Source organism: Thioclava sp. NS-SX20 (genome assembly GCF_057380695.1).
This window is the reverse complement of the sequence record NZ_JBXXRY010000003.1, coordinates 432,501-458,898: the sequence shown is the minus strand read 5'-3', so window position 1 is coordinate 458,898 and position 26,398 is coordinate 432,501. Positions and strand designations below refer to the sequence as shown.

Annotated in this window: 24 protein-coding genes; 11 read left to right on the top strand and 13 right to left on the bottom strand. The window is 62.4% G+C overall.

The window, feature by feature from the left end; all coding sequences use genetic code 11:
• The first annotated feature begins 21 nt into the window (after window positions 1–21).
• Genes AC2ISB_RS17710 through AC2ISB_RS17695 form a run of 4 tightly spaced genes read left to right on the top strand, consistent with a single transcriptional unit; the run spans window position 22 to window position 2,616 of the window.
• Entirely contained in the window at window positions 22–750 is a 729-nt protein-coding gene (locus AC2ISB_RS17710; protein WP_486577170.1) for an energy-coupling factor ABC transporter ATP-binding protein, read from the top strand.
• On the top strand, window positions 725–1,360 hold the full coding sequence (locus AC2ISB_RS17705; protein WP_330647247.1) for an energy-coupling factor transporter transmembrane component T family protein: 636 nt from the start codon (window positions 725–727) through the stop codon (window positions 1,358–1,360). Before AC2ISB_RS17710 ends, AC2ISB_RS17705 begins: the two co-directional genes overlap by 26 nt.
• A gap of 2 nt (window positions 1,361–1,362) precedes the next feature.
• Window positions 1,363–1,911: a biotin transporter BioY gene (locus AC2ISB_RS17700; protein WP_330647248.1), complete on the top strand. Its 549-nt coding sequence runs from the start codon at window positions 1,363–1,365 to the stop codon at window positions 1,909–1,911.
• A gap of 27 nt (window positions 1,912–1,938) precedes the next feature.
• Window positions 1,939–2,616 carry a nitroreductase gene (locus AC2ISB_RS17695; protein WP_330647249.1) on the top strand — a complete coding sequence of 226 codons (678 nt, stop codon included), beginning with the start codon at window positions 1,939–1,941 and terminating at the stop codon, window positions 2,614–2,616.
• A gap of 7 nt (window positions 2,617–2,623) precedes the next feature.
• Here the strand turns inward: AC2ISB_RS17695 and AC2ISB_RS17690 are convergent, their stop codons facing one another.
• Genes AC2ISB_RS17690 through aroQ form a run of 3 tightly spaced genes read right to left on the bottom strand, consistent with a single transcriptional unit; the run spans window position 2,624 to window position 5,235 of the window.
• Window positions 2,624–3,691, bottom strand: a complete 1,068-nt coding sequence (locus AC2ISB_RS17690; RefSeq protein WP_330647250.1) for a thiolase family protein — start codon at window positions 3,689–3,691, stop codon at window positions 2,624–2,626.
• Window positions 3,688–4,794, bottom strand: coding sequence for an AMP-binding protein (locus AC2ISB_RS17685; RefSeq protein WP_486577169.1), 1,107 nt, complete (start codon window positions 4,792–4,794; stop codon window positions 3,688–3,690). Before AC2ISB_RS17685 ends, AC2ISB_RS17690 begins: the two co-directional genes overlap by 4 nt.
• 3 nt (window positions 4,795–4,797) lie before the next feature.
• Entirely contained in the window at window positions 4,798–5,235 is a 438-nt protein-coding gene (aroQ, locus tag AC2ISB_RS17680) for a type II 3-dehydroquinate dehydratase (protein WP_339109771.1), read from the bottom strand.
• A 190-nt stretch (window positions 5,236–5,425) separates the two neighbouring features.
• Here aroQ and AC2ISB_RS17675 point away from each other — a divergent pair, with 190 nt between their 5' ends.
• Window positions 5,426–6,109 (top strand): GntR family transcriptional regulator, encoded by a 684-nt coding sequence (locus tag AC2ISB_RS17675; RefSeq protein WP_339109770.1) that lies wholly within the window; start codon window positions 5,426–5,428, stop codon window positions 6,107–6,109.
• A gap of 50 nt (window positions 6,110–6,159) precedes the next feature.
• Here the strand turns inward: AC2ISB_RS17675 and AC2ISB_RS17670 are convergent, their stop codons facing one another.
• Together AC2ISB_RS17670 and AC2ISB_RS17665 are read right to left on the bottom strand one after the other, a co-directional pair.
• A complete protein-coding gene (locus AC2ISB_RS17670; RefSeq protein WP_330647254.1) occupies window positions 6,160–7,263 on the bottom strand; it encodes a ParB/RepB/Spo0J family partition protein in 1,104 nt (367 codons plus the stop codon).
• Window positions 7,260–8,567: an AAA family ATPase gene (locus tag AC2ISB_RS17665; RefSeq protein WP_330647255.1), complete on the bottom strand. Its 1,308-nt coding sequence runs from the start codon at window positions 8,565–8,567 to the stop codon at window positions 7,260–7,262. Before AC2ISB_RS17665 ends, AC2ISB_RS17670 begins: the two co-directional genes overlap by 4 nt.
• Window positions 8,568–9,044: 477 nt before the next feature.
• Here AC2ISB_RS17665 and AC2ISB_RS17660 point away from each other — a divergent pair, with 477 nt between their 5' ends.
• Window positions 9,045–9,719: a hypothetical protein gene (locus tag AC2ISB_RS17660; RefSeq protein ID WP_486577168.1), complete on the top strand. Its 675-nt coding sequence runs from the start codon at window positions 9,045–9,047 to the stop codon at window positions 9,717–9,719.
• Window positions 9,720–9,762: 43 nt separating this feature from the next.
• Here the strand turns inward: AC2ISB_RS17660 and AC2ISB_RS17655 are convergent, their stop codons facing one another.
• Window positions 9,763–11,079, bottom strand: a complete 1,317-nt coding sequence (locus AC2ISB_RS17655) for a DEAD/DEAH box helicase (RefSeq protein ID WP_330647257.1) — start codon at window positions 11,077–11,079, stop codon at window positions 9,763–9,765.
• A 365-nt stretch (window positions 11,080–11,444) separates the two neighbouring features.
• Here AC2ISB_RS17655 and AC2ISB_RS17650 point away from each other — a divergent pair, with 365 nt between their 5' ends.
• The 4 genes from AC2ISB_RS17650 to AC2ISB_RS17635 all read left to right on the top strand — a co-directional run bounded on the left by AC2ISB_RS17650 (window position 11,445) and on the right by AC2ISB_RS17635 (window position 18,821).
• Complete coding sequence (locus AC2ISB_RS17650) at window positions 11,445–13,502, top strand: methyl-accepting chemotaxis protein (protein WP_330647258.1); 2,058 nt, start codon at window positions 11,445–11,447, stop codon at window positions 13,500–13,502.
• A 60-nt stretch (window positions 13,503–13,562) separates the two neighbouring features.
• Window positions 13,563–14,567, top strand: a complete 1,005-nt coding sequence (locus AC2ISB_RS17645) for an NAD-dependent epimerase/dehydratase family protein (RefSeq protein WP_330647259.1) — start codon at window positions 13,563–13,565, stop codon at window positions 14,565–14,567.
• A gap of 334 nt (window positions 14,568–14,901) precedes the next feature.
• On the top strand, window positions 14,902–16,095 hold the full coding sequence (gene hpxO, locus AC2ISB_RS17640; protein WP_486577167.1) for an FAD-dependent urate hydroxylase HpxO: 1,194 nt from the start codon (window positions 14,902–14,904) through the stop codon (window positions 16,093–16,095).
• A gap of 194 nt (window positions 16,096–16,289) precedes the next feature.
• Window positions 16,290–18,821 (top strand): glycosyltransferase, encoded by a 2,532-nt coding sequence (locus AC2ISB_RS17635; protein WP_486577166.1) that lies wholly within the window; start codon window positions 16,290–16,292, stop codon window positions 18,819–18,821.
• A gap of 10 nt (window positions 18,822–18,831) precedes the next feature.
• Here AC2ISB_RS17635 and AC2ISB_RS17630 read toward each other — a convergent pair whose 3' ends face one another.
• On the bottom strand, window positions 18,832–19,851 hold the full coding sequence (locus tag AC2ISB_RS17630) for a 1-aminocyclopropane-1-carboxylate deaminase (protein WP_486577165.1): 1,020 nt from the start codon (window positions 19,849–19,851) through the stop codon (window positions 18,832–18,834).
• Between the two features lie 125 nt (window positions 19,852–19,976).
• Here AC2ISB_RS17630 and AC2ISB_RS17625 point away from each other — a divergent pair, with 125 nt between their 5' ends.
• Window positions 19,977–20,465: an Lrp/AsnC family transcriptional regulator gene (locus AC2ISB_RS17625; protein ID WP_339109766.1), complete on the top strand. Its 489-nt coding sequence runs from the start codon at window positions 19,977–19,979 to the stop codon at window positions 20,463–20,465.
• A gap of 93 nt (window positions 20,466–20,558) precedes the next feature.
• Here AC2ISB_RS17625 and AC2ISB_RS17620 read toward each other — a convergent pair whose 3' ends face one another.
• The 6 genes from AC2ISB_RS17620 to AC2ISB_RS17595 all read right to left on the bottom strand — a co-directional run bounded on the left by AC2ISB_RS17620 (window position 20,559) and on the right by AC2ISB_RS17595 (window position 25,298).
• Window positions 20,559–21,455 (bottom strand): metal ABC transporter substrate-binding protein, encoded by an 897-nt coding sequence (locus AC2ISB_RS17620; protein WP_330647264.1) that lies wholly within the window; start codon window positions 21,453–21,455, stop codon window positions 20,559–20,561.
• A 15-nt stretch (window positions 21,456–21,470) separates the two neighbouring features.
• Window positions 21,471–22,343 carry a metal ABC transporter permease gene (locus tag AC2ISB_RS17615; protein ID WP_330647265.1) on the bottom strand — a complete coding sequence of 291 codons (873 nt, stop codon included), beginning with the start codon at window positions 22,341–22,343 and terminating at the stop codon, window positions 21,471–21,473.
• Entirely contained in the window at window positions 22,340–23,092 is a 753-nt protein-coding gene (locus AC2ISB_RS17610; RefSeq protein ID WP_486577164.1) for a metal ABC transporter ATP-binding protein, read from the bottom strand. Before AC2ISB_RS17610 ends, AC2ISB_RS17615 begins: the two co-directional genes overlap by 4 nt.
• A 217-nt stretch (window positions 23,093–23,309) precedes the next feature.
• Entirely contained in the window at window positions 23,310–23,903 is a 594-nt protein-coding gene (locus tag AC2ISB_RS17605) for a DUF1007 family protein (RefSeq protein WP_339109763.1), read from the bottom strand.
• Window positions 23,900–24,721, bottom strand: a complete 822-nt coding sequence (locus AC2ISB_RS17600) for a hypothetical protein (protein ID WP_486577163.1) — start codon at window positions 24,719–24,721, stop codon at window positions 23,900–23,902. The genes AC2ISB_RS17605 and AC2ISB_RS17600 overlap by 4 nt, the downstream gene beginning before the upstream one ends.
• Complete coding sequence (locus AC2ISB_RS17595; RefSeq protein WP_339109761.1) at window positions 24,711–25,298, bottom strand: HupE/UreJ family protein; 588 nt, start codon at window positions 25,296–25,298, stop codon at window positions 24,711–24,713. The genes AC2ISB_RS17600 and AC2ISB_RS17595 overlap by 11 nt, the downstream gene beginning before the upstream one ends.
• Window positions 25,299–26,398 lie beyond the last annotated feature (1,100 nt).

The following is a 26,398-nucleotide window of genomic DNA, read 5'->3' as shown; positions in this document are numbered from 1 at the left end:
AGATCCGGTGACTTGATACTCATGGCGCAGTGCCCCCGCCTTACCCTGACCGATCTCCGGCTCGACCTTGCGGGCAAAACCGTTCTGTCGGACATCACCCTTGATCTACAGGTGCGCAGGCTCGGTATCGTGGGCCGCAACGGCTCTGGCAAATCGACGCTGGCGCGGGTGATCTCGGGGTTGATCGCCCCCGATGCGGGCAGCCTGCGCCTTGACGGCATCGATCCCGCCAGGGACCGCCATGCCGCGCTCAACCGCATCGGCATCCTGTTCCAGAATCCCGATCACCAGATCATCTTCCCGACCGTGCAGGAAGAGCTGTCTTTCGGCCTGCGCCAACAGGGGCATGGCAAGACCGAAACCGCAGAGCTTGTTCGGGCGATGCTGCAGCGGTTCGGCAAGGCGCATTGGCAGGAGGCCCCGATCTCGACCCTGTCACAGGGCCAGAAGCAACTGGTCTGCCTGATGGCGATCCTGCTGATGCAGCCGCAGCTCATCGTGCTGGACGAACCTTTCTCCGACCTTGATCTGGCAATCCGCGGCCAGTTGATGCGCCTGTTCGAGACCCTGCCGCAGGCCTTGGTGCATATCACCCATGATCCGGACTGCCTTGCGGGCTATGACCATGTGCTTTGGGTGCATGAGGGCCGCATCCACCGTTCGGGCCATGCCAAGACCGTGCTTCCCGACTATCTGGCCTATATGAACCAAGCGGGGCTGGGCGATGATCTCTCTGACCTCGCCGGTTGAGACCCGCGCCCATCACTGGCCCGCAGGCCCCAAGCTGGTCGCCCTGTGTCTGGCCACGGCCCTGCTGTTCATGACGCCGGGCCTCTGGCCGCCGCTGCTGGCGCTGGCGGGGGCTGCGGGGCTGTATCTGGCAGGCGGGGGGCGCTTTGCGCGGGCGGGGCTGCGCGCCCTGCGCCCGCTCTGGCCGCTGGTGCTGGTGCTGGCGCTCTGGCACGGGCTGACCGCCGATTGGGCAGAAGGGCTGCGGATCGTGGCCCGTTTCAGCGCCGCCGTGGCGCTGGCCAATCTGGTCACCATGACCACGCGGCTGGCAGATATGATCGACGCGCTCAATACGCTGCTGCGCCCCGTCGCACGGCTGGGGCTGAACACCCGTGCGCTGGAACTGGCGATGGCGCTGACCATCCGCTTCACCCCGATTCTGGCGCAGAAAGGCCAGCTTCTGGCGCAAAGCTGGCGCGCCCGCTCGCCAAGACGGACCAACTGGCATCTTGTGCTTCCCTTGGGGATTCTGGCATTAGACGATGCGGAACATGTAGCCGAAGCCCTGCGCGCGCGGGGCGGGGTCATTCCGCCCGCCAAATCCCCACCTGTCAGGGAGGACAACTGACTATGGAACGCTCTATCACGCTGGTGGCGCTTTTTGCCGCCCTGACCGCCGCTCTGGGCCTGTTGCCCAACCTCACACTGGGCTTTGGCGTGCCGATCACCGCGCAGACATTGGGCGTGATGCTGGCCGGCACCGTGCTGGGGGCCAAACGGGGGGCGCTGTCCTCGCTGCTGTTCATCATGCTTGTCGCGCTTGGTCTGCCGCTTCTGTCGGGCGGACGCGGCGGTCTGGGCGTTTTCACCAGCCCGACGGCGGGCTTCCTGATCGGCTGGCCCATCGCCTCCTTCGTCACCGGCCTCTTCGTTGAAAAAACGCGCGGCCTGTCGCTGACGGTCTCGGGCATTCTGGGCTCGGTACTGGGCGGGGTCGTCGTGCTTTATGCAGCGGGCATCATCGGTATGTCGATTGTTCTGGACAAAACCATTTTGCAAGCCACATGGCTCACCACTGCCTTCATTCCGGGCGATATTGTGAAGGCAGTGCTGGCGGGCTTCATCACTCAGGGGCTCGCCAAAGCCCGCCCACAAAGCGTTCTCTCGCGCGCGAAATAACGCCACAAACAAGGACGACCCCACCGCATGCCGACAAGCGTGGAAAACCTGCTGAAGGCGCGCCAATCCACCCGCGCCTTCCTGCCCGATCCGGTCTCGCGCGAGACAACCGAGCACCTGCTCTGGGCCGCAAGACGTGCGCCCTCGGGGGCCAATCTGCAACCGGGCAGCTTTCACGCCCTGACAGGCCGCGCGCTGGCGGGGCTCGTCACCAACCTGACCACCGCCATCGACGACAACCGGCCACAGGTCGCGGAATATGAATGGTTTCCGCGCCCTATCCCGCCACATCTGAAGGCCCGCCAAAGGGCTGCGGGCTACGCGCTGTACCAGGCACTCGGCATCGAGCGCCGCGATATCGACGGGCGGCGGCGGCAGTTCAAGGCCAATTACCGCTTCTTCGACGCGCCCTTGGGCATCATCGTCTCGATCGACCGGCACATGGGCGAAGGCGGGTTCATGGATCTTGGCATGTCCATCATGGCGCTGATGCTGGCCGCGCAGGATCGCGGGCTGGGCACCGTGGGCATCGGCGCGATGGCCAATTACGCCGATGTCGTGCATGAAACGCTGGCTTTGCCGCCGGATGAAATGGTGCTCTGTGGCATCGCCATCGGTTATCCCGACGAACATGCGGTGATCAACGGCTTCCGCACCGAACGCGAGCCGCTGGACAGCTATGCCACGCTGCGCGGCTTCGACTAGACCTGTCTCAGGGATCGCGGTGCAAAAGCAGCGCGGTGCCGATCCCGCCGGCGGCGGCAATCGCCGCCAGTCCGGTTTCCCCCGGCAACAGGTCGTGAAACAGGCGCACCACCAGAATCGCCCCTGAGGCCCCGATCGGATGGCCCCGCGCCAAGGCTCCGCCCTTCAGATTGACCCGCGCCGGATCAAGCCCCGCCTGCCGCACGCAGGCCAGCGCCTGAACGGCATAGGCCTCCATGATCTCGGCCCGATCCGCGCCCGCACCGTCAATCGCGCGGATCGCGGCAACAGGCGCCAGCCCCGGCAGGTCGGGTTGCCCGCCCAAGCTGCGCCCGCGCCCGACCACAAGCCCCCTGCCCCGCGCCAGCGGTTCGGCCATCAGCACGAAAAACGCCGCCGCATCCGCCGCCACCGCCGTATTGGCAACCGTGACCGCTCCGGCCAGAACCGGAGCCCGCCGCATCACCCCTGCGGCCATCTGCCGGGGATAGGGGTCGGTTGCGATACCGGCTATTTCCACGATTTCAGGAAATTGCGAAGCCATTGCTTTTTCATGACTTATTACGGACCATGCATCGGCTTCCCCACGGGGAATATCGCAGATCTGGCCCAGCCGGTCCGCCGCTCCGGCCATATCGGGGTCGCGCTCTGGCCAGGGCGTAAACGGGGCCTGCGTATAGAATTCAGGCCCCTCCGGCCCGTCAAAAGCACGCAAAGGGCGGCGGGAGTAGCTCTCGACGCCGCCCGCAATCACCACATCGGCCTGCCCCGCGGCAATCAGCGCCTGCCCCAGCAACAGCGCATCCAGTCCGCCCGCACATTGCCGGTCAACCGTCAGCCCCGCCACCTCTTGCGGCAGCCCCGCCGCCAAGGCCACGACCCGCGCCAGATTGCCGCCCGGCCCGATGGCGTTGGAACAGATCAGCTCGTCAACCGCCCCCGCCGCAAGACCGGCATCGGCCAGACAGGCGGCAATCACCGGCGCGGCAAGCTGATGCGGGTCCAATCCGGCAAAGGCACCGCCACGCGGCACCACCGCCGAGCGCCGCGCCGCCACCACGCGCACCGCTCTCATAGCCGCGCCTCCAAAGCCCGTATGTCGGGCTTGCCTGTCGGCAGCAGAGGAAAGGGCGCAACCCGCTGCCAGCCATGCGCAGAGGCCACCGCCCCCAGTTCCTGCCGCAACCGGACCAGCGCCGCCTCGACGGCCTCGGGGGCAGGCCCCTCCCCGACCATCGCCCAAAGCCGTGCCCCGCGCAGCGGATCGGGCTGCGCCACAACGGCCACGTCACAGGCCAACCAGTCTGCCAGCCGCGCCTCGGCAGGTTCGGGGCTGACCAGATGGTCCAGCACCTGCACGATCCGCCCCTTGCGCCCGCGAATATAGACAAAGCCCTGCGCATCCACATGCCCGATCTCGCCAATGCTCAGAACCCCGTCGGCATGCCAGCAGGTGTCAGGGCTGCTGCCAAGCGCATATTCCGTGAACAGATAGGGGCTTTTCACCCGCAATTCGCCCGCCGCATCCACCGCGATCTCGACCTGAGGATAGGCCCGACCGACCGATCCTTCCGGCGCATCGCCGCGGTCAAGCGTGATAAAACTTGTCTCGGAGGCACCGTAAAACTGCATGATCCGCGCCTGAGGCACACGCAGCGCAAGCCGCGCCCGCAGATCCGCCGACAACCGCCCGCCCCCGATGATCCAATAACGCAGCGAAGGACAGCCCCCCTGCCCTTTCAGCATCACCTCCACCTGCGCTGGCGTGGCATAGACATGGGTGGTGCCCCACCGCGCCATATGCGCCAGCTGCCGATCCCCGCGATGGACAGACAGATCCACAAGCGCGGCCCCGTTCCACTGCGCCTCAAGCGCTGCATAAAGGGTCAGGGATTGCGCCATGTTTCCGGGAAGCGCCACGACCGACCGCGCGTCGAGGCCGAAAAGCTTAGCGTTCAGCGCGAAACTCGTGGTCCAGCTGGCAACGGTCCGGCGGATCCGTTTCGGGGCACCGCTGCTGCCGGAGGTGGCACATTCGATCCATCCCGGGGCAATCGCACAAACCGCGCCCTCACCGACCCGCACGCCGCCGCCCGCAGTAACGGTCTCCTGCAGGTGACGGATCGTGCCACGGTCATCGGCCAGAACCGGCCCGCGCCACCTCAGCCCCTTGCCCATGCGTCAGCCCAGAAGGCTCAGCACATGGCGCAGCGCCAGTTCATAGCCCTCGGTGCCGCAACCGCAGATCACCCCGTCGGCCCGCGCCGACACATAGGAATGATGGCGGAAGCTCTCGCGCTTGTGGATGTTCGAGATATGCACCTCGATCACCTTGCCCTCATAGGCGTTCAGCGCATCCAGAATAGCAACCGAGGTATGGCTATAGGCCGCAGGGTTGATAATGACCGCCGCCGCCTTCTCGCGCGCCTCGTGGATGGTCTCGACGATCTCGCCCTCATGGTTGGACTGGAACAGCGCAATCTCCGCCCCCTGCGCCTGCGCCAACTGCCGGCAGCGGATCTCGATATCGGCCAGCGTATCGGTGCCATAAATCTCCGGCTGCCGCTTTCCCAGCAGGTTCAGATTGGGTCCGTTCAGGATATAGATGAGCTTGGCCATAGACCGTTCCTTTCACATTCGCCCAGATCTACCCCGCGCAGGCGCGCGCGTCAAAGCCCCATCAGCAGGACTGCGGAGGCAGGTGAGACAACATCGACGATCCCGATTTCGTGGATGATATTGCCAGATGGCCCCCGTTTTCTATATAATGCCCAGCTAACATGTATATAACTCGTATCTTTGGGTGACCATGCGTAAAACAACGCTTGTCTCGGCTCTTTACCAGTCGCTGCTGGACCGCTTGCTTGCCAATGAGCTGAAACCCGGCGAGAAGATCAACCTCGACAGGCTTCGCGGCGAGCTTGGCGTGTCGATCAGCCCGCTGCGGGAGGCGATCTCACGCTTGACGGCGACGCGGCTGATCCAGTTCGAGGACCAGCGCGGCTATACCGTGGCCGATGTCTCGATGGAAGATTTCCGTGAAGTCATGGAGATCTGCCGCAACAGCGAGTGTTTCGCGCTGGAACGCGCGATCCGCGATGGCGACCTGACATGGGAAAGCAACGTGACGGCGGCGCTCTATCGGCTGCAGAACACCGAGTCGAATTTCGGGTCGCCGGAATGGGAAATGGCGCATCGCGACTTCCACCTGACCCTTGTCTCGGCCTGCAAGATGCCGCGCCTGCATGACCTGATCGGACAGATCGCCATTGCGCAGCGCCGCTATCGGGGGCTGATCGACATCCGCAAGCTCAGCGACCGCAGCGCCGATCATGTCGCCTTGGCCGAAGCGGCCCTTGCGCGCGATACCGAGCGCGCCTGCGAGGTGATGCGCCAGCATATAGATGGCGTAGCGGCCGAGACAGAGGTGCTGCTGGCACGCTATTTCGCCGCGCAGAGCGCCCCCGACAACCGCCCTGCCACCCGGCCATAAAAAAGGCGGCAGAGAAATCTGCCGCCCCCGTCTTCCCCGCGGGGAAGGTTCTATTTGAGACCATCCAGAAGATCGCGCAACGCGCGTTCAAGACTGGCGCGGTCCACCGTGGAAAAATCCCGATCCAGCCGGATTTCCAGACGCCCGTTCGACGCCGTACACTTGGCCGCCCCCGTCCGCGTCTGCACCTGAAACACGGTGCGCGCCTTGCCACTGCGCTGCTTCGGGGCGGCTTTCGCCACCAGCCCCGGACGCTCGGTTTCCTCGCCAATCACCTGACGCAGCACCTCCAGCTCGTCGGTGGCGGAATGGTTGTCCCAGCCCTTCAGCGCCTCACGCACCTGCGTCACGATTTCGGGGCGGTCTTCCATCGCCGCCACGAATTTGAGACCAAGCGAGCGCGGCACATGCTGGATGAACTTCAGATCCTCGCCCAGTCGATCCACCAGCTTGATGAAGCTGCGGATATAGCTGCGCTTCTGATAGCCCGCGCTTGCGAACAGCTCCGCCACGGCCTTGTCGGGGTCCATCTGTGCGGTGCCGGGATCCTTGGCATAGTTCAAGGCCAGCCCGGCCATCTCGCCAAAGGAGATATCCTTCCGGACAAGGTTCTCGTCGACCATCCGCCGATAGAGCCCCTCCAGACCTTCCCCGCGGGGAAGGATGCCCGCCGGAATGGCGCCCCAGCGTTCGGCATCGCCGGTCTCCTCCAGCAAGGCCTTATAGGCCGACATACGCCTAAAGCCTTGAATAAGCTCATATTTTCCATCATCCCGCGCCTCAACACGGATCGGATTGGACAGGCCGATCTCGCGGATCGACTTGACCAGCTCGGACAGTTCGAAATCATCATCCTTGGCGCGGTCCCGCACCAGTTTCCATGTCTCGATCTGCCCGAGCGGGATCATATCCACAATCAGCCCGAGCTTTTTCATGCGCACATGCTCTGCCGCCAGCGCATCATTTTCTGCACGGATCTGCGCTTCCAGCGCAGTCCGGTCGCGCAGGCTGGCGGCATTCTCGCTGATCGCCGCAGCCATCGGCGACCGCCGCGGATGGGCGCTCGGCACCTCGGGGGTGTTATTCCCCGCGGGGAAGGTCTCGGCCTCGTCCTCTTCGGGAAGGTCGATGGCGAAGGTCCGACGCTTCTTCATTCAATCTCCTCCAATTTGTCCCATGCGCCCAAGAAGGTGGCGCGGAATTCATCATAGGCCCGATCGAACGACGCCCGCGCCCGACGCCATGTCTCGCGCGTCATCGTGCGGTAATCGATCTCGTAGACCGACGACAGGAACCGCCCCGACTGTTCGACGGCGCGCGTCATTTCGATCGGGTGGTCTGCCAAGCGTTCCCCGAAAACATTACGGAAGGCTTCAAACATCGCGCGGTGCAGGTCATTGCCCGGCTCGAAGCGCGTCATCAGGAAGCGGACATCCAGAAATTCCTTCGGCAATGTCATATTCCCCGCGGGGAAGGTGCCCTCGAAGCCGTGCGCCAGATCGCCCAGAGCCTCGGAAAGCTGGCCGATGAAGGAGGTGGTGGAATCATATTCCCAATAGCCGGGGCCGGAAGGGATATAGAGTACGTCGGCGGCAAAGACCGCATTCATCGACTGGTAGCCGATGGCGGGCGGGCAATCGAAGACGATGACATCATAGCTGTCATGGGGCAGGGCATCGAGATAGCGCGCGACGGCGGCGAAGAAGGACCAGTCGGGGTTGAGGTGCCGATACTGGGCCGATGCGAACTCGACAAAGGCCGCATTGGCGCAGGAGGGGATCATGTCGATGGTCGGCCATGCGGTCGGGCGGATGAAGTCGGTGATGCGCAGGGTATCGAGCCCCAGATCGAGGATCGAGCCGGGCAGCTTGCGCTGGGGCAGGGCGGTGCCGGATTCTGCCGCGCGCGGCGCGTTATTCATGCGCTCCGTTTCGCGGATGAGGTCGCGCGCGATGATCCCCCAGACGGTCAGCTCTTCGGACACATCCGTCAGCCCCATCGAATGGGTGAGGGTTGCCTGCGGGTCGAAATCCACCAGCAGCACACGATAGCCGTCAAGCGCCGCGGCATGTGCCATATGCAGGGCGACAGTCGATTTGCCCGCGCCGCCTTTGAAATTCGAGATCGCCACGCGGATGGCGCGCTTGTTATGCGGACGCGGCGGCTGCAGCGACCGGCGGTTCACCTTCATCTTGCGCCGCATCTCGTTGATCTCGGGCAGGGTGAACCAGCGCTGGCGCCCCTCTTCCTCGACTTCCCCGCCGGGAAGGTCGGGGTCTGAGGCCAGACGGCCCCGGAATGTGGACTGGTTCACCTTCAGGATCAGCTCGGAGACCTCCCAGCTGGAAAACCGGCGCAGGGTCTTCTCGTGCTCGGGCGAGAAGGTTTGCTTGCGGATCGCTGCCTGCATCTTGAGAGAGCGCGAGTGCAGCTCCTCCAGACTTTCATGCGTAAACATATATGCCTCATTCGGACGTTGATTATCTCTGACAACAGAAATACGCCGGATTTGCCAATGACGCAAAAAGAAAGTTATAAATATAGAGAGAAGTTCAAACAGCGTCCGCGCCCAAGGAAATAACGCTGCCCGAATGCGAATCGAATCTGTTGCGATTCGGCCCGTTTGGATGAGTCGCCCGCCCGGGTTTGGGGGACAAAACCGAGGCGTTTTGCAAAGTTAAGGTGACAAATAGGGGTGATTTAGGGGACATACAGGGCGTCCCCCTTAACCTATAATTACCATTTTTTCAGATTTGAATTTATCGGTTGGGGTCTTGAAATTGCCACGGGCTTGACAGAATCGGATTGGCGGACGCAAATAGCCAACATCGAGAGGAAAGCGTTGTCTTGCGGTGGACCATCGTGCTACTCTCGGCTAACGAGGCGCAAAATAGCGTCCGAAGAATGAAGCGCCCTAAAGCGCCGGAGCAGTGTCATGATGAAAAAGGCAGTGGGTCGCGGTGCGGCCACACGTAAATACGATCTGCTTTCTGTATTGGGAAGCTATGCGTTGTCTCAGGACAAGCATGTCCAGAAACAGGCGCTGCGCCTGATTTGCCTGATAACTGCGCGATATAACTGGCAAAGTGATGAACTTTCGATTGGCCAGAACGAGATCTCGAAACTGTGGTCGGTGGATGTGCGCACCGTCAAACGCGAGATGGCGGCACTGCGTAAACGCGGCTGGCTTGTTGAAAAGCGTCCGGCTGCACGGGGCAGGGTCGCGCTTTACGGGCTGAACGTGGTGCAGATCCTTGAAGACACGCGCGAGGGTTGGGCCAAGATCGGGCCAGATCTGGTGGAGCGTCTGGCTCCGGTCGAACAGAGTGCGCCGCAGACCAATGTGGTGCCGCTACGGGTGGCCGATATGCCCAGCGACGGGATCTGGTCGGAGGTCGCCCGCCGTTTGCAGCGCCATCATCCAACGGCTTGGGGCGCGTGGTTTGCCCAGTTATCGGTGCTTTCGGAGGATCGTGAGACGCTTGTCCTGCGGGCAGGCTCCGAATTTCAGGCGAGCTATATCGATACCCATCTGCGGGCAACACTGGAGGCGGTAATCCGCAGCGTGGCCTCCCAGATCCAGCGCGTCCAGATTATCGCGCATGTCTGACAGGAAAACGCCCCGCCAGAGAACCGGCAGGGCGCAGGAAAGATCAGGATTGCGGTGCGCGGCGTTTGGCCGCTCCCGGATCGGCGGGGCCCCGTTTGGCCCCCTGCGGTTTGTTCCGGCGCCGACGCGGGCCACCAGAATTGGCCTCATTCGCGGGTTTGAAGGCCCGCACGGCACCGGCTTTCGGCGGACCGCCGCGACGACGGCCACGCGGGGCAGGGGAGGTGCCTTCGGGGCGCGTGCCTGCCGCAACCGGAATATCGATCTTCATCAGCTTTTCGATCTGTGCCAGAAGTTCGACTTCTTCCTCGGAGCAGAAGGCAATCGCCTGACCTTCGCGGCCCGCACGCGCGGTCCGGCCGATCCGGTGGACGTAGGAATCGGGCACTTCGGGAAGATCGAAGTTGATCACATAGGCCACGCCCGGAATGTCGATGCCGCGGGCAGCCACGTCGGTGGCGACCAGAATGGTGGTCGAACCGGCACGGAAACTCTCGATTGCGCGATCGCGCTGGTTCTGGCTTTTATTGCCGTGGATCGAGGCGGCCGGATACCCGTCTTTCTCGAGGCTTTTCTTGAGCTTTTCGGCCCCGTGCTTGGTCCGGCAGAAGACCAGTGTCAGCGCGCCCATATCATTGGACAGGATCTTGCGCAGACGGTTGGGCTTTTCGGCCTTGTCCATGAACTGGACCGACTGGCTGACCTTGTCGGCGGCCTTGCCGGGGGGACTGACCTGCACGCGCTGGGGGTTGTTGAGATAGGCTTTGGAGAGCTCTTCCATCTGTTTGGGCATGGTGGCCGAGAACAGCATGGTCTGGCGCGGCGTGCCCAGACGCGGCGCGATCTTGCGCAACGCATGGATGAAGCCGAGATCCAGCATCTGGTCGGCCTCGTCGAGCACCAGATGTTTGGTCTGCGACAGATCGACCGACCCGCGGTCCATCAGGTCGATCAGACGGCCCGGCGTTGCCACCAGAATGTCGCAGCCGCGATGCAGCGCACCGATCTGGCGGTTGATCGACTGGCCGCCCACCACGGTGATGATATGGATGCGGGTGCCTTTGGTCAGCGCGCGCAGCCCGTCGGCGATCTGGTTGACCAGTTCGCGGGTGGGGGCAAGGATGAGCGCCTTGGCGGTTTTCGGCGCGGGCTTGCCCGGGGCCTGCAGCAACTGGTCGATCAGCGGCAGGCCGAAGGCCAGAGTTTTGCCGGTGCCGGTCTGGGCGAGCCCCAGAATGTCATGGCCTTGCATGGCCAGCGGAATGGCCTTGTTCTGGATGGGGGTCGGCTCAGTAAAGCCTTGCGCTTTCAGCGCATCTTTCAGCGCCGGGGACAGCCCCAGCATATCGAAATCGAACATAAATATCCTTTGCTACCCGATGCCATCATGGCTGGGCGTGGCCGCGGGGAGGCGGCCTGAGGGGTGTGACGCCGCGACCTCGAAAGCCACGGGCGGATCCCGTCTGCTTTGGCCGGACGATACGAACCCTGCGTGATGGGGAACGGGTGGGTCTGGTGCCGATGCGTCAAACGGACGCGGCTTGCTCACGCGGCAGCGCGGCACCAATGCCTATATGCGGTGTTTTTCCGATTTTGTCAATTCTGCTCTTTGCAATCTTCCCCGCGGGGAAGGGGCAGGCCCCCGTGATCCGGAAAGCTAAGCTTAACATATTTTGCGTAGCCTCGGTGGGTAATAAGTGATTCTTACGACTCGCGGGAGAGCCGATGTTCAAGTCCAAGAAACTGCATCAAGAGATTGACGAGCTGAAACGCGAAGTCAGTGCATTCGAAAACTCCCATGCGGTTGCACGCGTGGATTTTGATCGTAAGTTTTTGTATCTAAACGATTTGTTTGCAAAAACTTTCGGGATTTCTCGTGAGGACGCCCTTGGGAACAACTATGATACCCTCGTGCGTGAGAAAGACCTCGAACAGGAGGATTTCAACGAGATCTGGCGCGTTCTCAAGCAGGGCACGCCCGTCAACAAGATCGAACCGCGGCTGAATGCCAAAGGCGAGGAGATCTGGCTGGATACGACCTATTCGCCGATCACGAACAAGGACGGGGTCAGCGAGCATGTGCTGATTGCCGCCCGCGAGATCACCTATATGCATATGCGCCGTCGCGACAACCGGAGCCAGGTCGATGCGCTGAAACGTTCGATGGCGGTGATCGAGTTCGATCTGAAAGGCAATGTGCTGGATGCCAATGATCATTTCCTGAAGGCGACCGGTTACACGATTGAGGAAATCCGTGGTAAAAATCACCGGATATTCATGCCCAAGGACGCGCTTGATACGCCCGAATATGCGCAGTTCTGGCAACGTCTGGCCAAGGGGTCTTCGGAATCGGGGCAGGTGAAACGTGTCCGCAAGGATGGTGAATTCTGCTGGCTGCAGGCAACCTACGAGACGCTGATTGACCCCGAGGGCCGCCCGTTCAAGGTGGTGAAATATGCCTTTGACATCACCGAAGCGCGCAACTTGGCCGCCGATGCGGAAGGGCAGATCCACGCCATTCAAGGGGTGCAGGCGGTGATCGAGTTCGATCCCTATGGCAAGATCGTTTCGGCCAATGACCTGTTTTGTAAGGTGATGGGCTACGAGCGCGCCGAGATCATCGGTCAGTCGCATCGCATGTTTGTCGAACCGGGCTATGGCGAGAGCCAGAGCTACAAGGATCATTGGGCGGATTTGCGGAAGGGCAAAACCCTTGAGGGCGATTTCCTGCGTGTTGGTAAAAACGGTAAGGAAGTCCATATTCGCGCCAGCTACAACCCGATCAAGAATGCCGCAGGGCAGGTTGTGAAGGTGGTGAAATTCGCGGTGGATACCACGCCTTACATGCGTATGAATCGCGTTATGGCCGAGAGCTTGGGCCGGTTGTCCGAAGGCGATCTGAGCACGCGCATCGATCAGGATCTGGGGGAATTCAACACGCTGCGCCAACAGTTCAACGATGCGATCAGCCGGATCGAACGTGTGATTGTCGGGGTTTTGGAACAAACGGCCTCGATTGCGCAGGAAGCCGCCTCGATTACAGCGGGCACGACAGAGCTGTCGCGCCGGTCCGAACGGCAGGCTGCGACCTTGGAAGAAAGTGCCGCTGCGCTGGAAGAGCTGACCACCTCGGTGCGCGGGGCTGCCGATATGACCCTGACCGCCCGTGCGAAGGCGGAAAAGGCGAAAGAACAATCCGACCGTTCGAGCCTTGTGGTCAATGATGCGGTCACCGCGATGAATGAAATCGCCGCAAGTTCGCAGTCGATTTCGCGGATCACCAGTGTGATTGACGATATTGCCTTCCAGACCAATCTTCTGGCGCTGAATGCCGGGGTCGAAGCGGCCCGTGCAGGGGATGCGGGGCGCGGATTTGCCGTGGTGGCCTCCGAGGTGCGGGGACTGGCGCAGCGGTCTTCGGATGCCGCGCGCGAGATTGCGACGCTGATCGAGGCGTCGACCCGTCAGGTCGGACGGGGGGTCGAGCTTGTCGGGCAGGCAGGCGAGGCGCTGCAATCGATCGATGAATCGATTACCGGTATCCGGGATTCGATCCAGCAGATCGCCTCTTCGGCGCAGGAACAGAGCAATGGTCTGAACGAGATGAACAGCGCCGTGAGCGACCTCGACCGTGCCGTGCAACAAAATGCCGCGATGGCCGAGGAAAGCTCCGCCGCTGTCCAGATGTTGCAGCGCGGAATCAACACGATGAGCGAGGATGTGGGGTATTTCCGCTGTAGCGAGCTGGACCTCGGCGCCGAAGAGGACCGTCTGGCAAGTTAAGGAGGCTTGCCACATCAGTCCGAAGGGGCAATAACGGCCTCGGTAATTTGGAGGTCTTTCATGCCGACGCTTCTCGTGACGGGTGCTGCCGGGTTTATCGGCTCTTTCGTGTCCCAGCGGTTTTTGTCCGAAGGCTGGCGTGTCGTCGGGTTGGACGGGATGACCGATTATTATGACGTCACTCTGAAGGAGGCGCGGCTGGCAAAGCTGCGCCTTTCGCCCGATTTCCGTGACATTATCGGTATGGTCGAGACCCCCGGTCTGCTGATGTCCATCATGGAAGAGGAACGTCCGGATGTGGTGATCCATCTGGCGGCACAGGCTGGGGTCCGCTATTCGATCGACAATCCGCGGGCGTATCTTGAAGGCAATATCATCGGTACATTCGAATTGCTGGAAGCCGCGCGGGCCTATCCGCCCAAACATATGCTGCTGGCTTCGACCTCATCGGCCTATGGGGCCAATACCCAGATGCCCTATCGCGAAACCGATCGCGCGGATCACCAGATGAGCTTTTACGCCGCGACCAAGAAATCCACCGAGTCGATGGCCCATTCTTACGCCCATCTGTTCAATCTACCGGTAACCATGTTCCGGTTTTTCACCGTCTATGGGCCTTGGGGGCGTCCGGACATGGCGCTGTTCAAATTTACCCGTGCCATTTTCGAAGACAAGCCGATCGATGTCTATAATTTCGGCGATATGAAGCGCGACTTCACCTATATCGACGATCTGGTCGAAGGGATCCGCCTATTGGTCGATGTGGTGCCCGAGCGTTGTGCCGATGTGCCCGCGGGCGATAGCCTGTCGCCGGTGGCGCCCTATCGCGTGGTCAATATCGGTAATAACAACGCGGTGCAGTTGACCGAATTCATTGCCGCGATCGAAGCGGCGACCGGGCGTGAGGCGATCCAGAATCTGATGCCGATGCAGGCCGGAGATGTGCCTGCCACATGGGCGGATGCCAGCTTGCTGAAATCACTGACAGGATATGCGCCCAGAACGTCGGTGCGCGAGGGGGTGCAGTCTTTCGTGGACTGGTATCGCAGCTATTACGCGCTGTAATCCGTAAATGTCGCGTGTGCTCCCGTTCGCGGGGCGATCTGCCATGGTGCGGATAGGGCATCCGACACCCTGCAGGCTTGGGCTTTCGGAGTGCGGGTTTGGCGACAGGACGTATGCCGGTCGCCGCAAAGACGATCTGCTCTACAAAATGCAGGAGCCTGCCGCGCGCTTGAAGGCACGGGTCACGCTTTGTTTGCCCTGCCGATTACTGCCGATTTTGCGGGCAATTCCAACGGGTTTTGCGGACAAGTGAAAAATCCTGCCGGAACACGCTGGAGTTGCCTTGCGCCGACAGCTAGCCTGAACAAAACAGATTGCACAGGGAGCGCCAGCCATGTCCACGAAAACGGTGATGATTATCGGAGCAGGGATTGGCGGGCTTTGTGCGGGCATTGCGCTGCGCCGGATCGGTTTCGAGGTGCGGATTTTCGAGAAGGTCCGCGAGGTGCGCCCTGTCGGCGCGGGGCTATCGCTTTGGCCCAACGGTATCCAGTGTCTCAACCATCTGGGGCTTGGCGCGCAGATCCGTGATCTGGGCGGGCAGATGGAGAGGATGGCCTATATCGACGGCCTGACCGGAGAGACGATGTGCGCCTTTCCGCTGACCCCGCTTTGGAACAGCGCGGGCATACGCGGCTATCCGGTGGCGCGTGCGGCAACGCAGGAAATGCTGATGGACGTGTTCGGGCGCGAGCATATCGCGCTAGGAATGCGTCTGGTCGCGCTGCAGGAGGAGGGGGCGCAGGTGCTTGCCCGTTTTGCGGATGGCACCGAGAGCCGCGCGGATTTTGTGATCGGGGCAGACGGGGCGCATAGTCTGGTGCGCGACCATCTGCTTGGCCCGCTCGAGCGGCGCTATGCCGGCTATGTCAACTGGAACGGGATCGTGGATATGGATGCCGCGATTGCCCCCGCCGATTGCTGGACGACGTTTGTCGCGCAGGGCAAGCGGGCCTCGATCATGCCGATCGGGGCGGGGGAAAACGGGCAGGGGCGTTTCTATTTCTTCTTCGATCAACCGATGCCTGCCGGAGACACCCCCGCGCGTGAGGACTATAAATCCTTGTTACAGGGTTGTTTTTCCGGCTGGGCCGAGCCTGTGCAAAGGTTGATTGCCGCAGCAGATGCGGGGGCGATCAACCGTGTGGAAATCCATGATATCGATCCGTTCTCCACTTGGGCCAAAGGCCGGATCTGCCTGTTGGGGGATAGCGCGCATAACACGACGCCGGATCTGGGGCAGGGGGCCTGCATGGCGATTGAGGATGCGGTGGTGCTGGAAGAAAAGCTGCGCGGGACCGACGATATTCCTGCGGCGCTTCAGGCCTATCAGCAGGCGCGGGCCGCGCGCTGCGCTGATCTGGTTTTGCGCGCGCGCGCGCGTTGCGATGTGACGCATGGGGTTGATCCTGCCGTGACCGAACGCTGGTATGACGAATTGCGGCATGAAACCGGCGCGGCGATTCTGGCGGGGATCGCCAAGACGGTGGAAGGTAGCCCTGTCTATGCCGAGTTTGCTGCCGGCTGAGCCCTTGCTGGCCTCGGGGCGGGTGGCGGTCGGGCGGAATGTCCGGCGCTCGCAGAATTCTCTTTGTTCTCCATATGCTTTTTGGATTAGGTTTGCTTTGGAATGCCCTATATGGGTCCCTGTCCGGTTGCGATTGCGGACGCAGGGGCGCAGACTCGCGGCGCGACAGGGTTTGACGGACAAGGACGGATTTTGTGATTACTCTGCGGAGCCTTCAGGCCCTTTTCATCCGGTATAGTTCGATCCATCGGCAATACGGTTTTCGCCCGCGCGCGATCAGGGCGGCAGGCGGCAAGGGGATAGGCTGGCTGGAATCGCAGGAGATCCGTGGCAATCACCGATGCGTTTCCGGTTGGGTCGAGGCTGATGAGGTGGGGCTGATCTGCGGCGAAGGGCATCGTCTGGCCGTGGAGCCGGTGCAGTTTCGCGCCGATGTGCAGGCCGCCTATGGCGGGACGGGCAAGGTCGGGTTTTCGCTGACATTGCCCTATATTGCGGGAACGGGGCGGCTTGTGATCCGCAAGGGGACCGAGACGGTCGAGATCGCGCTGCGCGATCCGGCGGCTTTGCGTCGCGGGGTCGAAACCCTGCGTCTGGCGGCGGCCTTCGCTTGGGCGGGGATACAGGGCCTGCCTGCGGCGCTGATCTATCTGCGCAGCACAGACCGTGCGCGCAAGGATCGTGCCAAAGCGCGGCTGAAAGCGCTGTTTCTGGGCCGGACAGATATGGTCCAGCCTCTGCGGATCGGGGCGGGGCAACTGGGCTTGGCGGAAGACTCGCCGCTTTTGTCCCGCGCAGGGACTGCCGAGCGGGGCGCGGCGGCTCAGCGGATCACGATCATCCTGCCCGTCTATAACGCTTTCGACCTGCTGCAACTCTGCCTGTCGCGGCTTGTCGCCCATACCGATCTGGACTGGCATCTGGTGCTGATCGAGGATGGTTCGCCCGATCCGCAGATCCGGCCCTTTTTGCGCAAATGGTGTGAAAGCCGCCCTGCTGGTCAGGTGAGCTTGCTGGAAAACGCGCGCAATCTGGGCTTTATCGGTTCGGTCAATCGCGGATTTGCCGAAGCCCTGCGGCGGGATGCGCCGGTTGTGCTGTTGAATTCCGATGCTCTGGTGCCCGAGGGCTGGGCCAGCCGCTTGGTGGCCCCCTTGGCGGACCCGCGGGTGGCGAGCGTGACCCCGATGAGCAATGATGCGGAAATCATGAATGCGCCGGTCATCTGCCAGCGCGGGGATTTGCCTGACGGCGTGGCGGAGGGGCTTGATGCCTGCGCGCGCACGTATTTCGCGCAAGCCCCCTTGGCAGAGCTGCCGACGGGCGTAGGGTTCTGCATGGGCATCGGTCTGGACTGGCTGCGTCGTTTTCCCGAATTCGATCCTGTGTTCGGGCGCGGATATGGCGAGGAGGTTGACTGGTGTCGCAAAACGCAGGCCGAGGGCGCGCGGCATCTGGGCGTGCCGGGCCTTTTTGTCGAACATCGGGGCGGCACCTCGTTCGGTTCGGAAGAGAAGCGCCGCCTGATCGAGGAAAACGGGCGCCGGATTACCGCCCGCTATCCGCATTTCGATGCGGATGTGCAGGGGTTCATCGCGCGTGATCCGATGATTGGCCCGCGTTTGGGGCTTGGGCTGGCATGGGCGGGGGCGATGCAGCAGGCCCCGCTATCGGTGTTTGTCGTGCATTCTCTGGGGGGCGGTGCCGAAGACGCGATGCGGCGCGATATCAGTCGCCTCTGTGCCGAAGGCCAGTCGGCGGTGGTTTTGCAACTGGGCGGGGCGACACCTTACCGGATGACGCTTATGACCCCCTTGGGCGAGACCGTCGCCAATCTGGAAAGCGATGCGGTGCTGGCGCATCTTCTGGCGGCGGTTCCGCGGCGTCGGATTGTCTATATCTGCGGCGTGGGGGATGCCCGTCCCGAAACGCTTCCCGACAGGCTGCTGGCATGGCGTGGCGCGGCGGAAGGGTCCGAGCTTGTTGTGGAATTCCATGACTTTTTTCCGCTTAGCCCGTCTTATACGCTGCTGGGCGATACGGGCCGTTTCGAAGGCGTGCCACGCCCTGAGACGCATGGCGGACAGGCCTGCCATCAGGTGCGTGATGCGCAGGGCCGCGAGATCGGGTTGCAAGCGTGGCAGGACCTCTGGCATCGCGCGCTTGCCCAGGCGCGGATCGTGGTGTTTTCCGAAAATAGCCGCGAGATCGTGCAAGGCTGCTGGCCGGATCTGGCCCCGCAGATCACGCTGCGGCCGCATGATGTGCTGGAGGATGTGCCCTCTGTCGCGCGCGTGCCTCTGGAGGCACCGCGTACAATCGGGATTTTGGGCAATATCGGCTACCAGAAGGGGGCGGAGATATTGCAGATCATGGCCCGCCAACTGGGCAAGAGCGGTGCGGCGCGTCTGGTTCTGTTGGGCAATATCGATCCGAATTATCCGCTTGGCAGGGCCTGCACGATCCACGGCAGCTATGCGCGGCAGGACATTGCCCTGCTGGCCGAACGTTACAAGATCGATTGCTGGCTGATCCCCTCGATCTGGCCGGAGACCTTTTCCTTTACCACCCGCGAGACTCTGGCCACCGGCCTTCCGGTCTGGTGTTTCGATCTTGGCGCGCAGGCGGATGCCTTGCGCGCGGCAGGGCAGGAGGCGCACCTTCTGCCGCTGCCGCAAAATGATGAGGATGTGGCGCAGGTTCTCCGGCGGATCTGCCAGAGCTGAGCCTGGCGCGTCACCCTTCGCGGTAGTAATAGCTGTAACCGTTCAGCGCAGGCGCGCCGCCCAGATGGGCGTAAAGCACCTTGGAGCCTTTGGGGAAGGCGCCCTTGCGGGTCAGGTCGATCAGCCCCTGCATGGATTTGCCTTCATAGACCGGATCGGTGATCATGGCTTCGGTGCGGGCCGCAAGGCGGATGGCGGCATTGGTCTCTTCCGAGGGCACCCCATAAGCCGGATAGGCGTATTCCTCGTGGATGACGATCTCGTCCTCGCGGATTTTCCGGCCCAGACCGACCAGTGTCGCGGCATTATCGGCAATCTCGCGCACCTGCGCGCGGGTTTGTTGGGGGGTGGTGGAGGCGTCGATGCCGATCACCCGTTCGGCGCGGTTCTGGGCGGCAAACCCCACGATCATGCCCGCCTGCGTCGATCCGGTGACCACACAGACGATGATATAGTCGAACTGGAAGCCCAGCTCTTTCTCCTGCTCGGCCACCTCTTCGGCAAAGCCGATATAGCCGAGCGCGCCATATTTATGCACCGAGGCTCCGGCGGGAATGGCATAGGGTTTGCCGCCGCGATCCTTGACCGACTGGATCGCATCCTCCCAGCTTTGCCGGATGCCGATATCGAACCCGTCCTCCACCAGTCGCGATTCCGCCCCCATCAGGCGGGTCATCATGATATTGCCGACACGGTCATAGACCGCATCGTAATGGGGCACCCATTTTTCTTGCACCACAACGCATTTCATCCCGAGCTTTGCCGCCGTCGCGGCGACCATGCGGGTATGGTTGGATTGCACGCCACCAATCGAGACCAGCGTATCCGCCCCCGACGCAAGCGCATCGGGCACGATATATTCCAGCTTGCGCAGCTTGTTCCCGCCCATTGCCAGCCCCGAATTGCAGTCATCGCGCTTGGCATAGATCTCGACCTCGCCACCCAATGCGGCAGACAGGCGGGGCAGATATTCGATGGGGGTTGTGCCATAGGTCAGGGGGTAGCGTTCGAATTTTTCGAGCAGGCTCATGCAGGATCTCCTTTAGACGATGTCCACAGGCTAGCAAGGCATTGCAGAAAGGTGCTTTCTAATTTGGCTTGCGATTTTAGGGAATTCTGTTCGAATCCGAGTCTCGTGAAAGGAAAGCTGAAAATATGGCGTCAAAAGCGGAAGAGTCTTCCATCCAGGATCTGGACCGAATCGACATGGCGATCTTGCGGCTCTTGCAGCAGGACGGGCGGCTGACCAATGCGGAGCTGGCCAGCCGGTGCAATATCTCGCCCGCGACCTGCCACCGCCGGACGCAGCGGCTTTTCGAGACCGGCGTGATGTCGGATGTGCGGGCACGGATTTCGCCCGATCATGTCGGGTTGGGGGCTTTGGTGATGGTGGGCGCGGTGCTGGACCGTTCGACCCCTGAAAGCTTTGCCGCATTCGAGGCTGCGGTGCAGAAGATGCCTTCGGTGCTGGATTGCATTCTGGTGGCGGGGGATTTCGACTATCTGATGAAGATCCGTGTCGGGAATATGCAGGATTTCAACAAACTGCACGGGCGCGAATTGATTACCCTGCCGGGGGTGCGTCAGATCCGCACGTTTTTCGCCATCAAAGAGGTCAAGGACGACGCTCCGCTAAGGTTCTAGGGGAGGCTCTGGAACATGCTCCGGCACCGCAGGAGGTCGAGCGCGGAGACGGAGGTGGCGGGCAAGGTCCGGGGAATCCCTGCCCGCGACGGGTTATTGCGAAATCGCCTTGGTGATCTGCGCCGCATTATAGCGCATCAGGGCTTCATAGCTGGGGGCCGGACCGGAGGCATCCGAAAGCGCTTCGGGATACAGCTCGCCCCCCGGTTCCGCGCCGGTGGCGGCCGCGATCTGTTTCACCAGACGCGGGTCGTTCGAGTTTTCCACGAAATAGGTTTTCACCCCGTCGGCCTTGATCTGGTCGATCATCTTGGCCACATCCGCCGCCGAGGCCTCGGTCTCGGTCGAGACCCCCTGCGGCGCAAGGAAGGTGATGCCATAGGCCTGTCCGAAATAGCCGAACGCGTCATGGCTGGTCAGCACCTTGCGCTTGGCTTCGGGTACGGCCTCGATTTCGGCGCGGATCTCGGCGTCCAGTGCGGTGAGCCTGGCCTTGTAGCTGGCGGCGTTGGCCTTGAAATCGGCGGCATCCGCAGGATCGGCCTTGCTTAGGGCGGCTTCGATATTATCGACCCAGATCAGCACATTGGGGATGGAATTCCAGACATGGGGATCGGTGACATTCTGCCCATCCTCTTCGAATTCGTGGGTTTTGATCCCCTCCGAGACGATGACCGGAGGGACCGTGCTTCCCGAGGCCTTGGCCAGACGGTCGAACCAGTTCTCAAGCCCTTCGCCGCTGAGGAAAGTCACCGGCGCGGCTTTGAGGGCCTTGGCGTCTTCGGGGCTGGGTTCGTAATCATGGGGGTCGCCATTGACGGGCACGAGGTTGCGGACCGTCACATGTGCGCCGCCCACGTTTTTCACCACATCACCCAGCACCGTGAAGCTGGTGACGACATCAAGGGTTTCGGCATGGGCCGCGCCCATCATGGCCATCGAAAGGGCCAGCGCCGAAAGCGCGGGTTTCAGGAAGCGGGGTGTCGTCATGGAAATATCCTTTTCTTAGCCCTCGAGATGGGGGCGATTGAGAGTTCTGGCCAGAAAGCCCTGAGGGGCGACCAGAAGCGAAACGGCATAGAAGGCGCTGGCGGTCAGGATGATGGTCGGGCCGGAGGCAAAGCCCAGATGGTAAGACAGCAGCAGGCCGATAAAGCCCGAGATCATGGCGATCATCGCCGAGAGCGCGGCCATCGCGGGCAGGCTGCGCGCCCAGAGCTGGGCGGTGGCGGCGGGCAGCATCATCAGCCCCACCGCCATCAGGGTGCCAAGCGCCTGAAACCCCGCCACCAGATTGATGACCAGCAAAAACAGAAACAGCAGGTGATACAGCCCGCCCCGCCCGCCGACCGAGCGCAGGAAATTCGGGTCGAAACATTCCATCACAAGGGGGCGGTAGACCAGAGTCAGCACGATCAGAGTGAAACTGGTGATTGCCCCCACCATGTAAAGGGCGCCGGCGTCAATGGACAGGATGGTGCCGAACAGCACATGCAGAAGGTCGATATTCGACCCTTTCAGCGACACGATCAGCACGCCGAGCGCCAGAGAAGTCAGGTAGAATGTGGCAAAACTTGCATCTTCCTTCAGCCCTGTGCCGCGCGTGACCAGCCCTGCCAGTAACGCCACACCAAGGCCTGCGACGGCCCCGCCGATCCCCATCGCCAGCTGCGACAGGCCACCGGCCAACAGAAATCCGATGGCGGCACCGGGCAGGACCGCATGGCTCATGGCGTCGCCGACAAGGCTCATGCGGCGCAACATCAGCAACACCCCCACCGGCCCCGCCCCGAGCCCGAGCGCCACCGAGGCCACGAGCGCGCGTCGCATGAAGCCGTAATCGACGAAAGGCTGTAAAACGGTTGAATACAGGCTCATGCGGCGCGCCCCCTTGCGGGCTCGCAGGGGCCTGCATTCGCCATCCACGCGGTGGTCGTGCTGCGTGCCAGACGCAAATTCGCCTCGGTCAGAACCTCTGCCGTCGGCCCCCAGCCGATCATCCTGCGCGCGACGAGCAGGGTTTCGGGGAAGGCGGCGCGCACCTGATCGATGTCATGCAGGACCGCCATCACCATGCGTCCCTCCCTGTTCCAGCCTTCGATGATGGCCAGAAGGTCGGCTGTGGTGGCCTCGTCGATCGCGGTGAAGGGTTCATCAAGCAAAATCACCGGCGCATCCTGCAAGATCAGCCGTGCAAAAAGCGTGCGCTGCATCTGCCCGCCCGAAAGCGAGGCGATCTGGCGGGCCTCGAACCCCGTCAGGCCCACCGCGTCGATGGCGGCGGCGGCCTTGGCGGAAAGATCCGCCCCGAGGCTGCGGAACGCGCCGGTCTTGCGCCATGCCCCCATCGCTACGACATCCGCTACGGTGACGGGAAAGCTGCGCTCGATCTCGGCAAGCTGGGGGAGATAGCCGAAATCCTGCGGTCTCAGGCCGCCGAAATCGATCTTGCCCTCGACCCCGAGCCGCTGGCGCATCAGGGCCTTCAGAAGGGTGGATTTGCCTGCGCCATTCGGGCCGACAATGGCTGTCTTGCTGGCTGGCTGGAAAACCCCTGACAGGTGATGGATAGCCGGACGCCTGTCATAGCTCAGCGTGACATTCTCGAAGGTGATCCGGTTGTTCATGGCAGCGCCACCGCCCAGCCGATCAGCCCCCACATCCCCATCAGGATGAGGCAGGCAAACAGCCCCCGCCGCAGGGCGCTGGCCGAGAAGGTGGAAAGAGGGAAGCTGGGCATATCTGTGACCTTTCTGATATGTAATGTAATAATATCACATATTCTGGCGTTCCCTATCTCCGTCAAGATGACAGAAAAGGGAAGTCACATACGCTTGATCAGCTTTATTCCCGACACAGCAGGCGGGCGATGAGCGAGGCAGGGTCGGGTGTGTCAAACGGCGAGGGGGCGTTGCGATCAAGGATCGGCACGCAGGCCGAGGCCCCGTCTCCGGTCAGGCGAAGCGGCGTATCGGGCGCGGGGCGCAGATCCATCAGCGCGTCGGGATCGCTCAGCACAAGGCGCAGGGTGCGGGCGTCGAGCGGTTGCACCGGCCTGAGCACGAAGGAAAACCGTAGGCTGCCGCTGGCGGTCAGCTCTGCCGCAAAGTCCGAGACGGCCGGAGGCGGCGGCTCTTGCGCGCCGTCCAGCAGCCTTGTGTAAAATAACGAGGGGGCCGTATTCTCGCGCACGATGGCCACCAGCTGGTTCAGAGCATCGGGGCCTAACGGGCCTTGTTGCGGCTGGTTCAGGGACTGGACGAGCCATTGCGAGGTCTGCGCGCTGAACAGCCATGTCTCGTCAATCTCGGTGACGTTTGGGCCATTCATGACGAGGGCAAGCTGCGCCACGATCTCGTCTTCGGGATGCGCCGACGCCTCTGGCGGGGACAGGCCAAGCCCCCCGAGCACAAGCGCAATCAGTGCCGCGCGTCTCATGGCTGCACCCCCAGTTCGGGGCGGCTATGGGCGTCGGGGGCGGGGATCTGGCCCGTGGGGATCTGTCGCTGGGGCAGCAGGGTTTCGGGGATCGCCTGCTGGATCAGAGGTTGGGCGGGGGAGGCGGGGCTGGCGGGCATCTTCCAGATGGGGCGCGTGTCGGCGGGCACTGGCGAGGCCAGACGGTTGCCGATCAGGCCGAGACTGCCATAGAGAACCGCGATTGCAATCAGCCAGCTGCCAATGATCCGCGTGCCGATCACGGTGCCGCGCGGCGGGATGATCCGGCCCAGACAGGCGGCGCAAAGCAGGATCCAGACTCCAAGACCCAGACCCGAGAGCGCGATCGTCGGATCGCCGCCAGAGCTGGGGTCCGACAGTTTCAGCGCCACGGCATAGCTGCCCCCGCTGATCAGGGCTGCCACAGGGAGCAGGCGCTGTGTCAGCCATTGGCCCGGCGCCAGCACCAGCCCCAGAGCCAGCGCACCGATGGGCAGGGTGTAGAATTTGTGGCTGACCGCACCGGGCAGAGGTTCGATCAGCGCCATCAGCCCGACATGCGCCCAAAGACCAAGCCCGAACCCGAGCGCCCATCCAACGAAAGAGGCGGCCTTGCCTTGGCGTGCAAGCGGTACGGCGGCAAATCCCAGCGCCGCAAGCGTCAGCAGCATCGGGGCGCTCAGCGCCGATTGGCTGACCCAGAGCGAGATCGCCTCGGAAAGCTGCATCGCCGCCAGCAGTGCCGCCCCCCCGAGCGTGAAGCACAGGACAAAGGCGTTGATGCGGGCTCGCAAGGCGGGGGAGGGCTTATCCGACAAGGAAGCCGACCCCCGCCAGCGCGATCACCGCGCCAAGGAGACGCGAAATCCGCCCCTTCCAGAGCGGGTTGAGCACCAGCCCGACCCCCACACCGATCACATGGATCAGTCCCGTGGCCAGCACAAAACCGATGGCATAATCTGCCGGATCGGCTGCCAGCGGCAGTTCGGCCCCATGCGCATAGCCGTGACAAAGCGCAAATACCGCAATCACCGCCAGCGCGACCCATTCCCACGGGCGCCACGCCGCCGCAATGGCCCCACCCAGCACGATGATCGACAGCGCGATACCGGTTTCGATGCCGGAAATGGTCAGGCCGGAAATACCGGCGATGCCGCCCAACACCATGACCAGCGGAAAGGTGACTGGCAGGGTCCAGACCCGTTTGCCACCCATCTGTGCGCCCCATAGCCCGACCGAGAACATCGCCAGAAAGTGGTCATATCCTGTCAGCGGGTGCTCGAAGCCTGCGGTGAAGCCACCGGACCCCGCCGCCGTGATATGGGCCGAGGCCAATGTCGGCGCACAAAGCAGGCACGCACTCAATAAGGGAACGGGGAGAGATCGGAAGGTCATGGTGCAAGTCCCGTGTGGTTTTGGATGTCTTACGGGCAAGGACGCCACGGAACAAGCGCGCCTGTCGGTGAGGGCTTCACTTCGCGGCGATTGTGCCGAGCGAGAACAGCGTGGCGATCAGCCGCTCCGTCACCGTCCTATCCAGCGCGTCACCATTGAGAACGCGGCACCAGAAGGGGCCGTGGATCATATAGGACAGGATCTACAGGCCGCATTCCGCTGCGATCTCGCCGCGATGGCGTGCATGGGTGCAGGATTTCGAGCCTCAGCGCCTCGGGCTGTGTGACGAAGCTTCGCCGGAAATATGCGCGGAACTGGGAGGGCTGTCAGGGCGGCGATCGGCGTGGTCAGGGCGCTGCCCATTTCTTCGAGCGTATGGAAGATCTACTGTAGAAAAACCGTCAGCGCCGCACGTCCCGATGCCTCGGGGTCGAGCGGGGTCAGGGGGGCGGACATCTCTGCCGTGCTATAATAGAAGACGACGGTTTCGTATGGATACGGGACCGTCGTCTTTTAGTATCCGTTCCACACCCGCCTCCACACCCGCCGATCAATCGGAATCGGTCCTGCCTTGACCGTTGAGGGCGATTGGACACGGATATCCCATGCGACAGCGCCACGAGCCCTTTTGGGTCTTTGCACCGGCCGCGCTTTGCGGACCGTGTTCCCGCCGGTTGCAGGGGCCGCTGATCGAGAGGGACGGGCGCAAGGGGCCAATGGTCTGCGGGGCGGTCCCCCGAGGCCCAGATCGCGCGCGGGTGTCCGGCGGATGTTGGGCTGGCGCTGGTCTTGCTGGGGTCAGCGCGGGGACCGCGTCGCTGTCATGTATGTGCATTGGCGTCGGGCAGGGCATTGCCATCGCGCTTGAGCGGGTCTGATCTTGTGAGGGCGGGCGGCGATGAGGCCGCCCGTTTCTGTTTTGGCTGGTTACGACGCTCTTTGAGGTGGGTTTGTTCTCGCGTTGGGGGGGGTGATTCCTGTGGTTTTGGGTGTGTTGGGGATTGGCGTCATAAAGCTGTTCGAAATATATATTTTAATTTCAGCTGGTTAGTTGATTTTTTTGGTTTTTGGTCTGTTTTTGTGAAAAAAGGGGTTGCGGG

Excerpts from the sequence above, each read along its gene's own strand:
- AC2ISB_RS17665 (WP_330647255.1), bottom strand. The coding sequence starts at position 8,567 with ATGTTTACGCATGAAAGTCTGGAGGAGCTGCACTCGCGCTCTCTCAAG.
- AC2ISB_RS17705 (WP_330647247.1), top strand. The coding sequence starts at position 725 with ATGATCTCTCTGACCTCGCCGGTTGAGACCCGCGCCCATCACTGGCCC.
- AC2ISB_RS17700 (WP_330647248.1), top strand. The coding sequence starts at position 1,363 with ATGGAACGCTCTATCACGCTGGTGGCGCTTTTTGCCGCCCTGACCGCC.
- AC2ISB_RS17605 (WP_339109763.1), bottom strand. The coding sequence starts at position 23,903 with ATGAGACGCGCGGCACTGATTGCGCTTGTGCTCGGGGGGCTTGGCCTG.
- AC2ISB_RS17660 (WP_486577168.1), top strand. The coding sequence starts at position 9,045 with ATGATGAAAAAGGCAGTGGGTCGCGGTGCGGCCACACGTAAATACGAT.
- AC2ISB_RS17690 (WP_330647250.1), bottom strand. The coding sequence starts at position 3,691 with ATGAGAGCGGTGCGCGTGGTGGCGGCGCGGCGCTCGGCGGTGGTGCCG.
- hpxO (WP_486577167.1), top strand. The coding sequence starts at position 14,902 with ATGTCCACGAAAACGGTGATGATTATCGGAGCAGGGATTGGCGGGCTT.
- AC2ISB_RS17695 (WP_330647249.1), top strand. The coding sequence starts at position 1,939 with ATGCCGACAAGCGTGGAAAACCTGCTGAAGGCGCGCCAATCCACCCGC.
- AC2ISB_RS17645 (WP_330647259.1), top strand. The coding sequence starts at position 13,563 with ATGCCGACGCTTCTCGTGACGGGTGCTGCCGGGTTTATCGGCTCTTTC.
- AC2ISB_RS17625 (WP_339109766.1), top strand. The coding sequence starts at position 19,977 with ATGGCGTCAAAAGCGGAAGAGTCTTCCATCCAGGATCTGGACCGAATC.
- AC2ISB_RS17710 (WP_486577170.1), top strand. The coding sequence starts at position 22 with ATGGCGCAGTGCCCCCGCCTTACCCTGACCGATCTCCGGCTCGACCTT.
- AC2ISB_RS17670 (WP_330647254.1), bottom strand. The coding sequence starts at position 7,263 with ATGAAGAAGCGTCGGACCTTCGCCATCGACCTTCCCGAAGAGGACGAG.
- AC2ISB_RS17675 (WP_339109770.1), top strand. The coding sequence starts at position 5,426 with ATGCGTAAAACAACGCTTGTCTCGGCTCTTTACCAGTCGCTGCTGGAC.
- AC2ISB_RS17615 (WP_330647265.1), bottom strand. The coding sequence starts at position 22,343 with ATGAGCCTGTATTCAACCGTTTTACAGCCTTTCGTCGATTACGGCTTC.
- AC2ISB_RS17685 (WP_486577169.1), bottom strand. The coding sequence starts at position 4,794 with ATGGGCAAGGGGCTGAGGTGGCGCGGGCCGGTTCTGGCCGATGACCGT.
- AC2ISB_RS17610 (WP_486577164.1), bottom strand. The coding sequence starts at position 23,092 with ATGAACAACCGGATCACCTTCGAGAATGTCACGCTGAGCTATGACAGG.
- aroQ (WP_339109771.1), bottom strand. The coding sequence starts at position 5,235 with ATGGCCAAGCTCATCTATATCCTGAACGGACCCAATCTGAACCTGCTG.
- AC2ISB_RS17650 (WP_330647258.1), top strand. The coding sequence starts at position 11,445 with ATGTTCAAGTCCAAGAAACTGCATCAAGAGATTGACGAGCTGAAACGC.
- AC2ISB_RS17630 (WP_486577165.1), bottom strand. The coding sequence starts at position 19,851 with ATGAGCCTGCTCGAAAAATTCGAACGCTACCCCCTGACCTATGGCACA.
- AC2ISB_RS17620 (WP_330647264.1), bottom strand. The coding sequence starts at position 21,455 with ATGACGACACCCCGCTTCCTGAAACCCGCGCTTTCGGCGCTGGCCCTT.
- AC2ISB_RS17655 (WP_330647257.1), bottom strand. The coding sequence starts at position 11,079 with ATGTTCGATTTCGATATGCTGGGGCTGTCCCCGGCGCTGAAAGATGCG.
- AC2ISB_RS17595 (WP_339109761.1), bottom strand. The coding sequence starts at position 25,298 with ATGACCTTCCGATCTCTCCCCGTTCCCTTATTGAGTGCGTGCCTGCTT.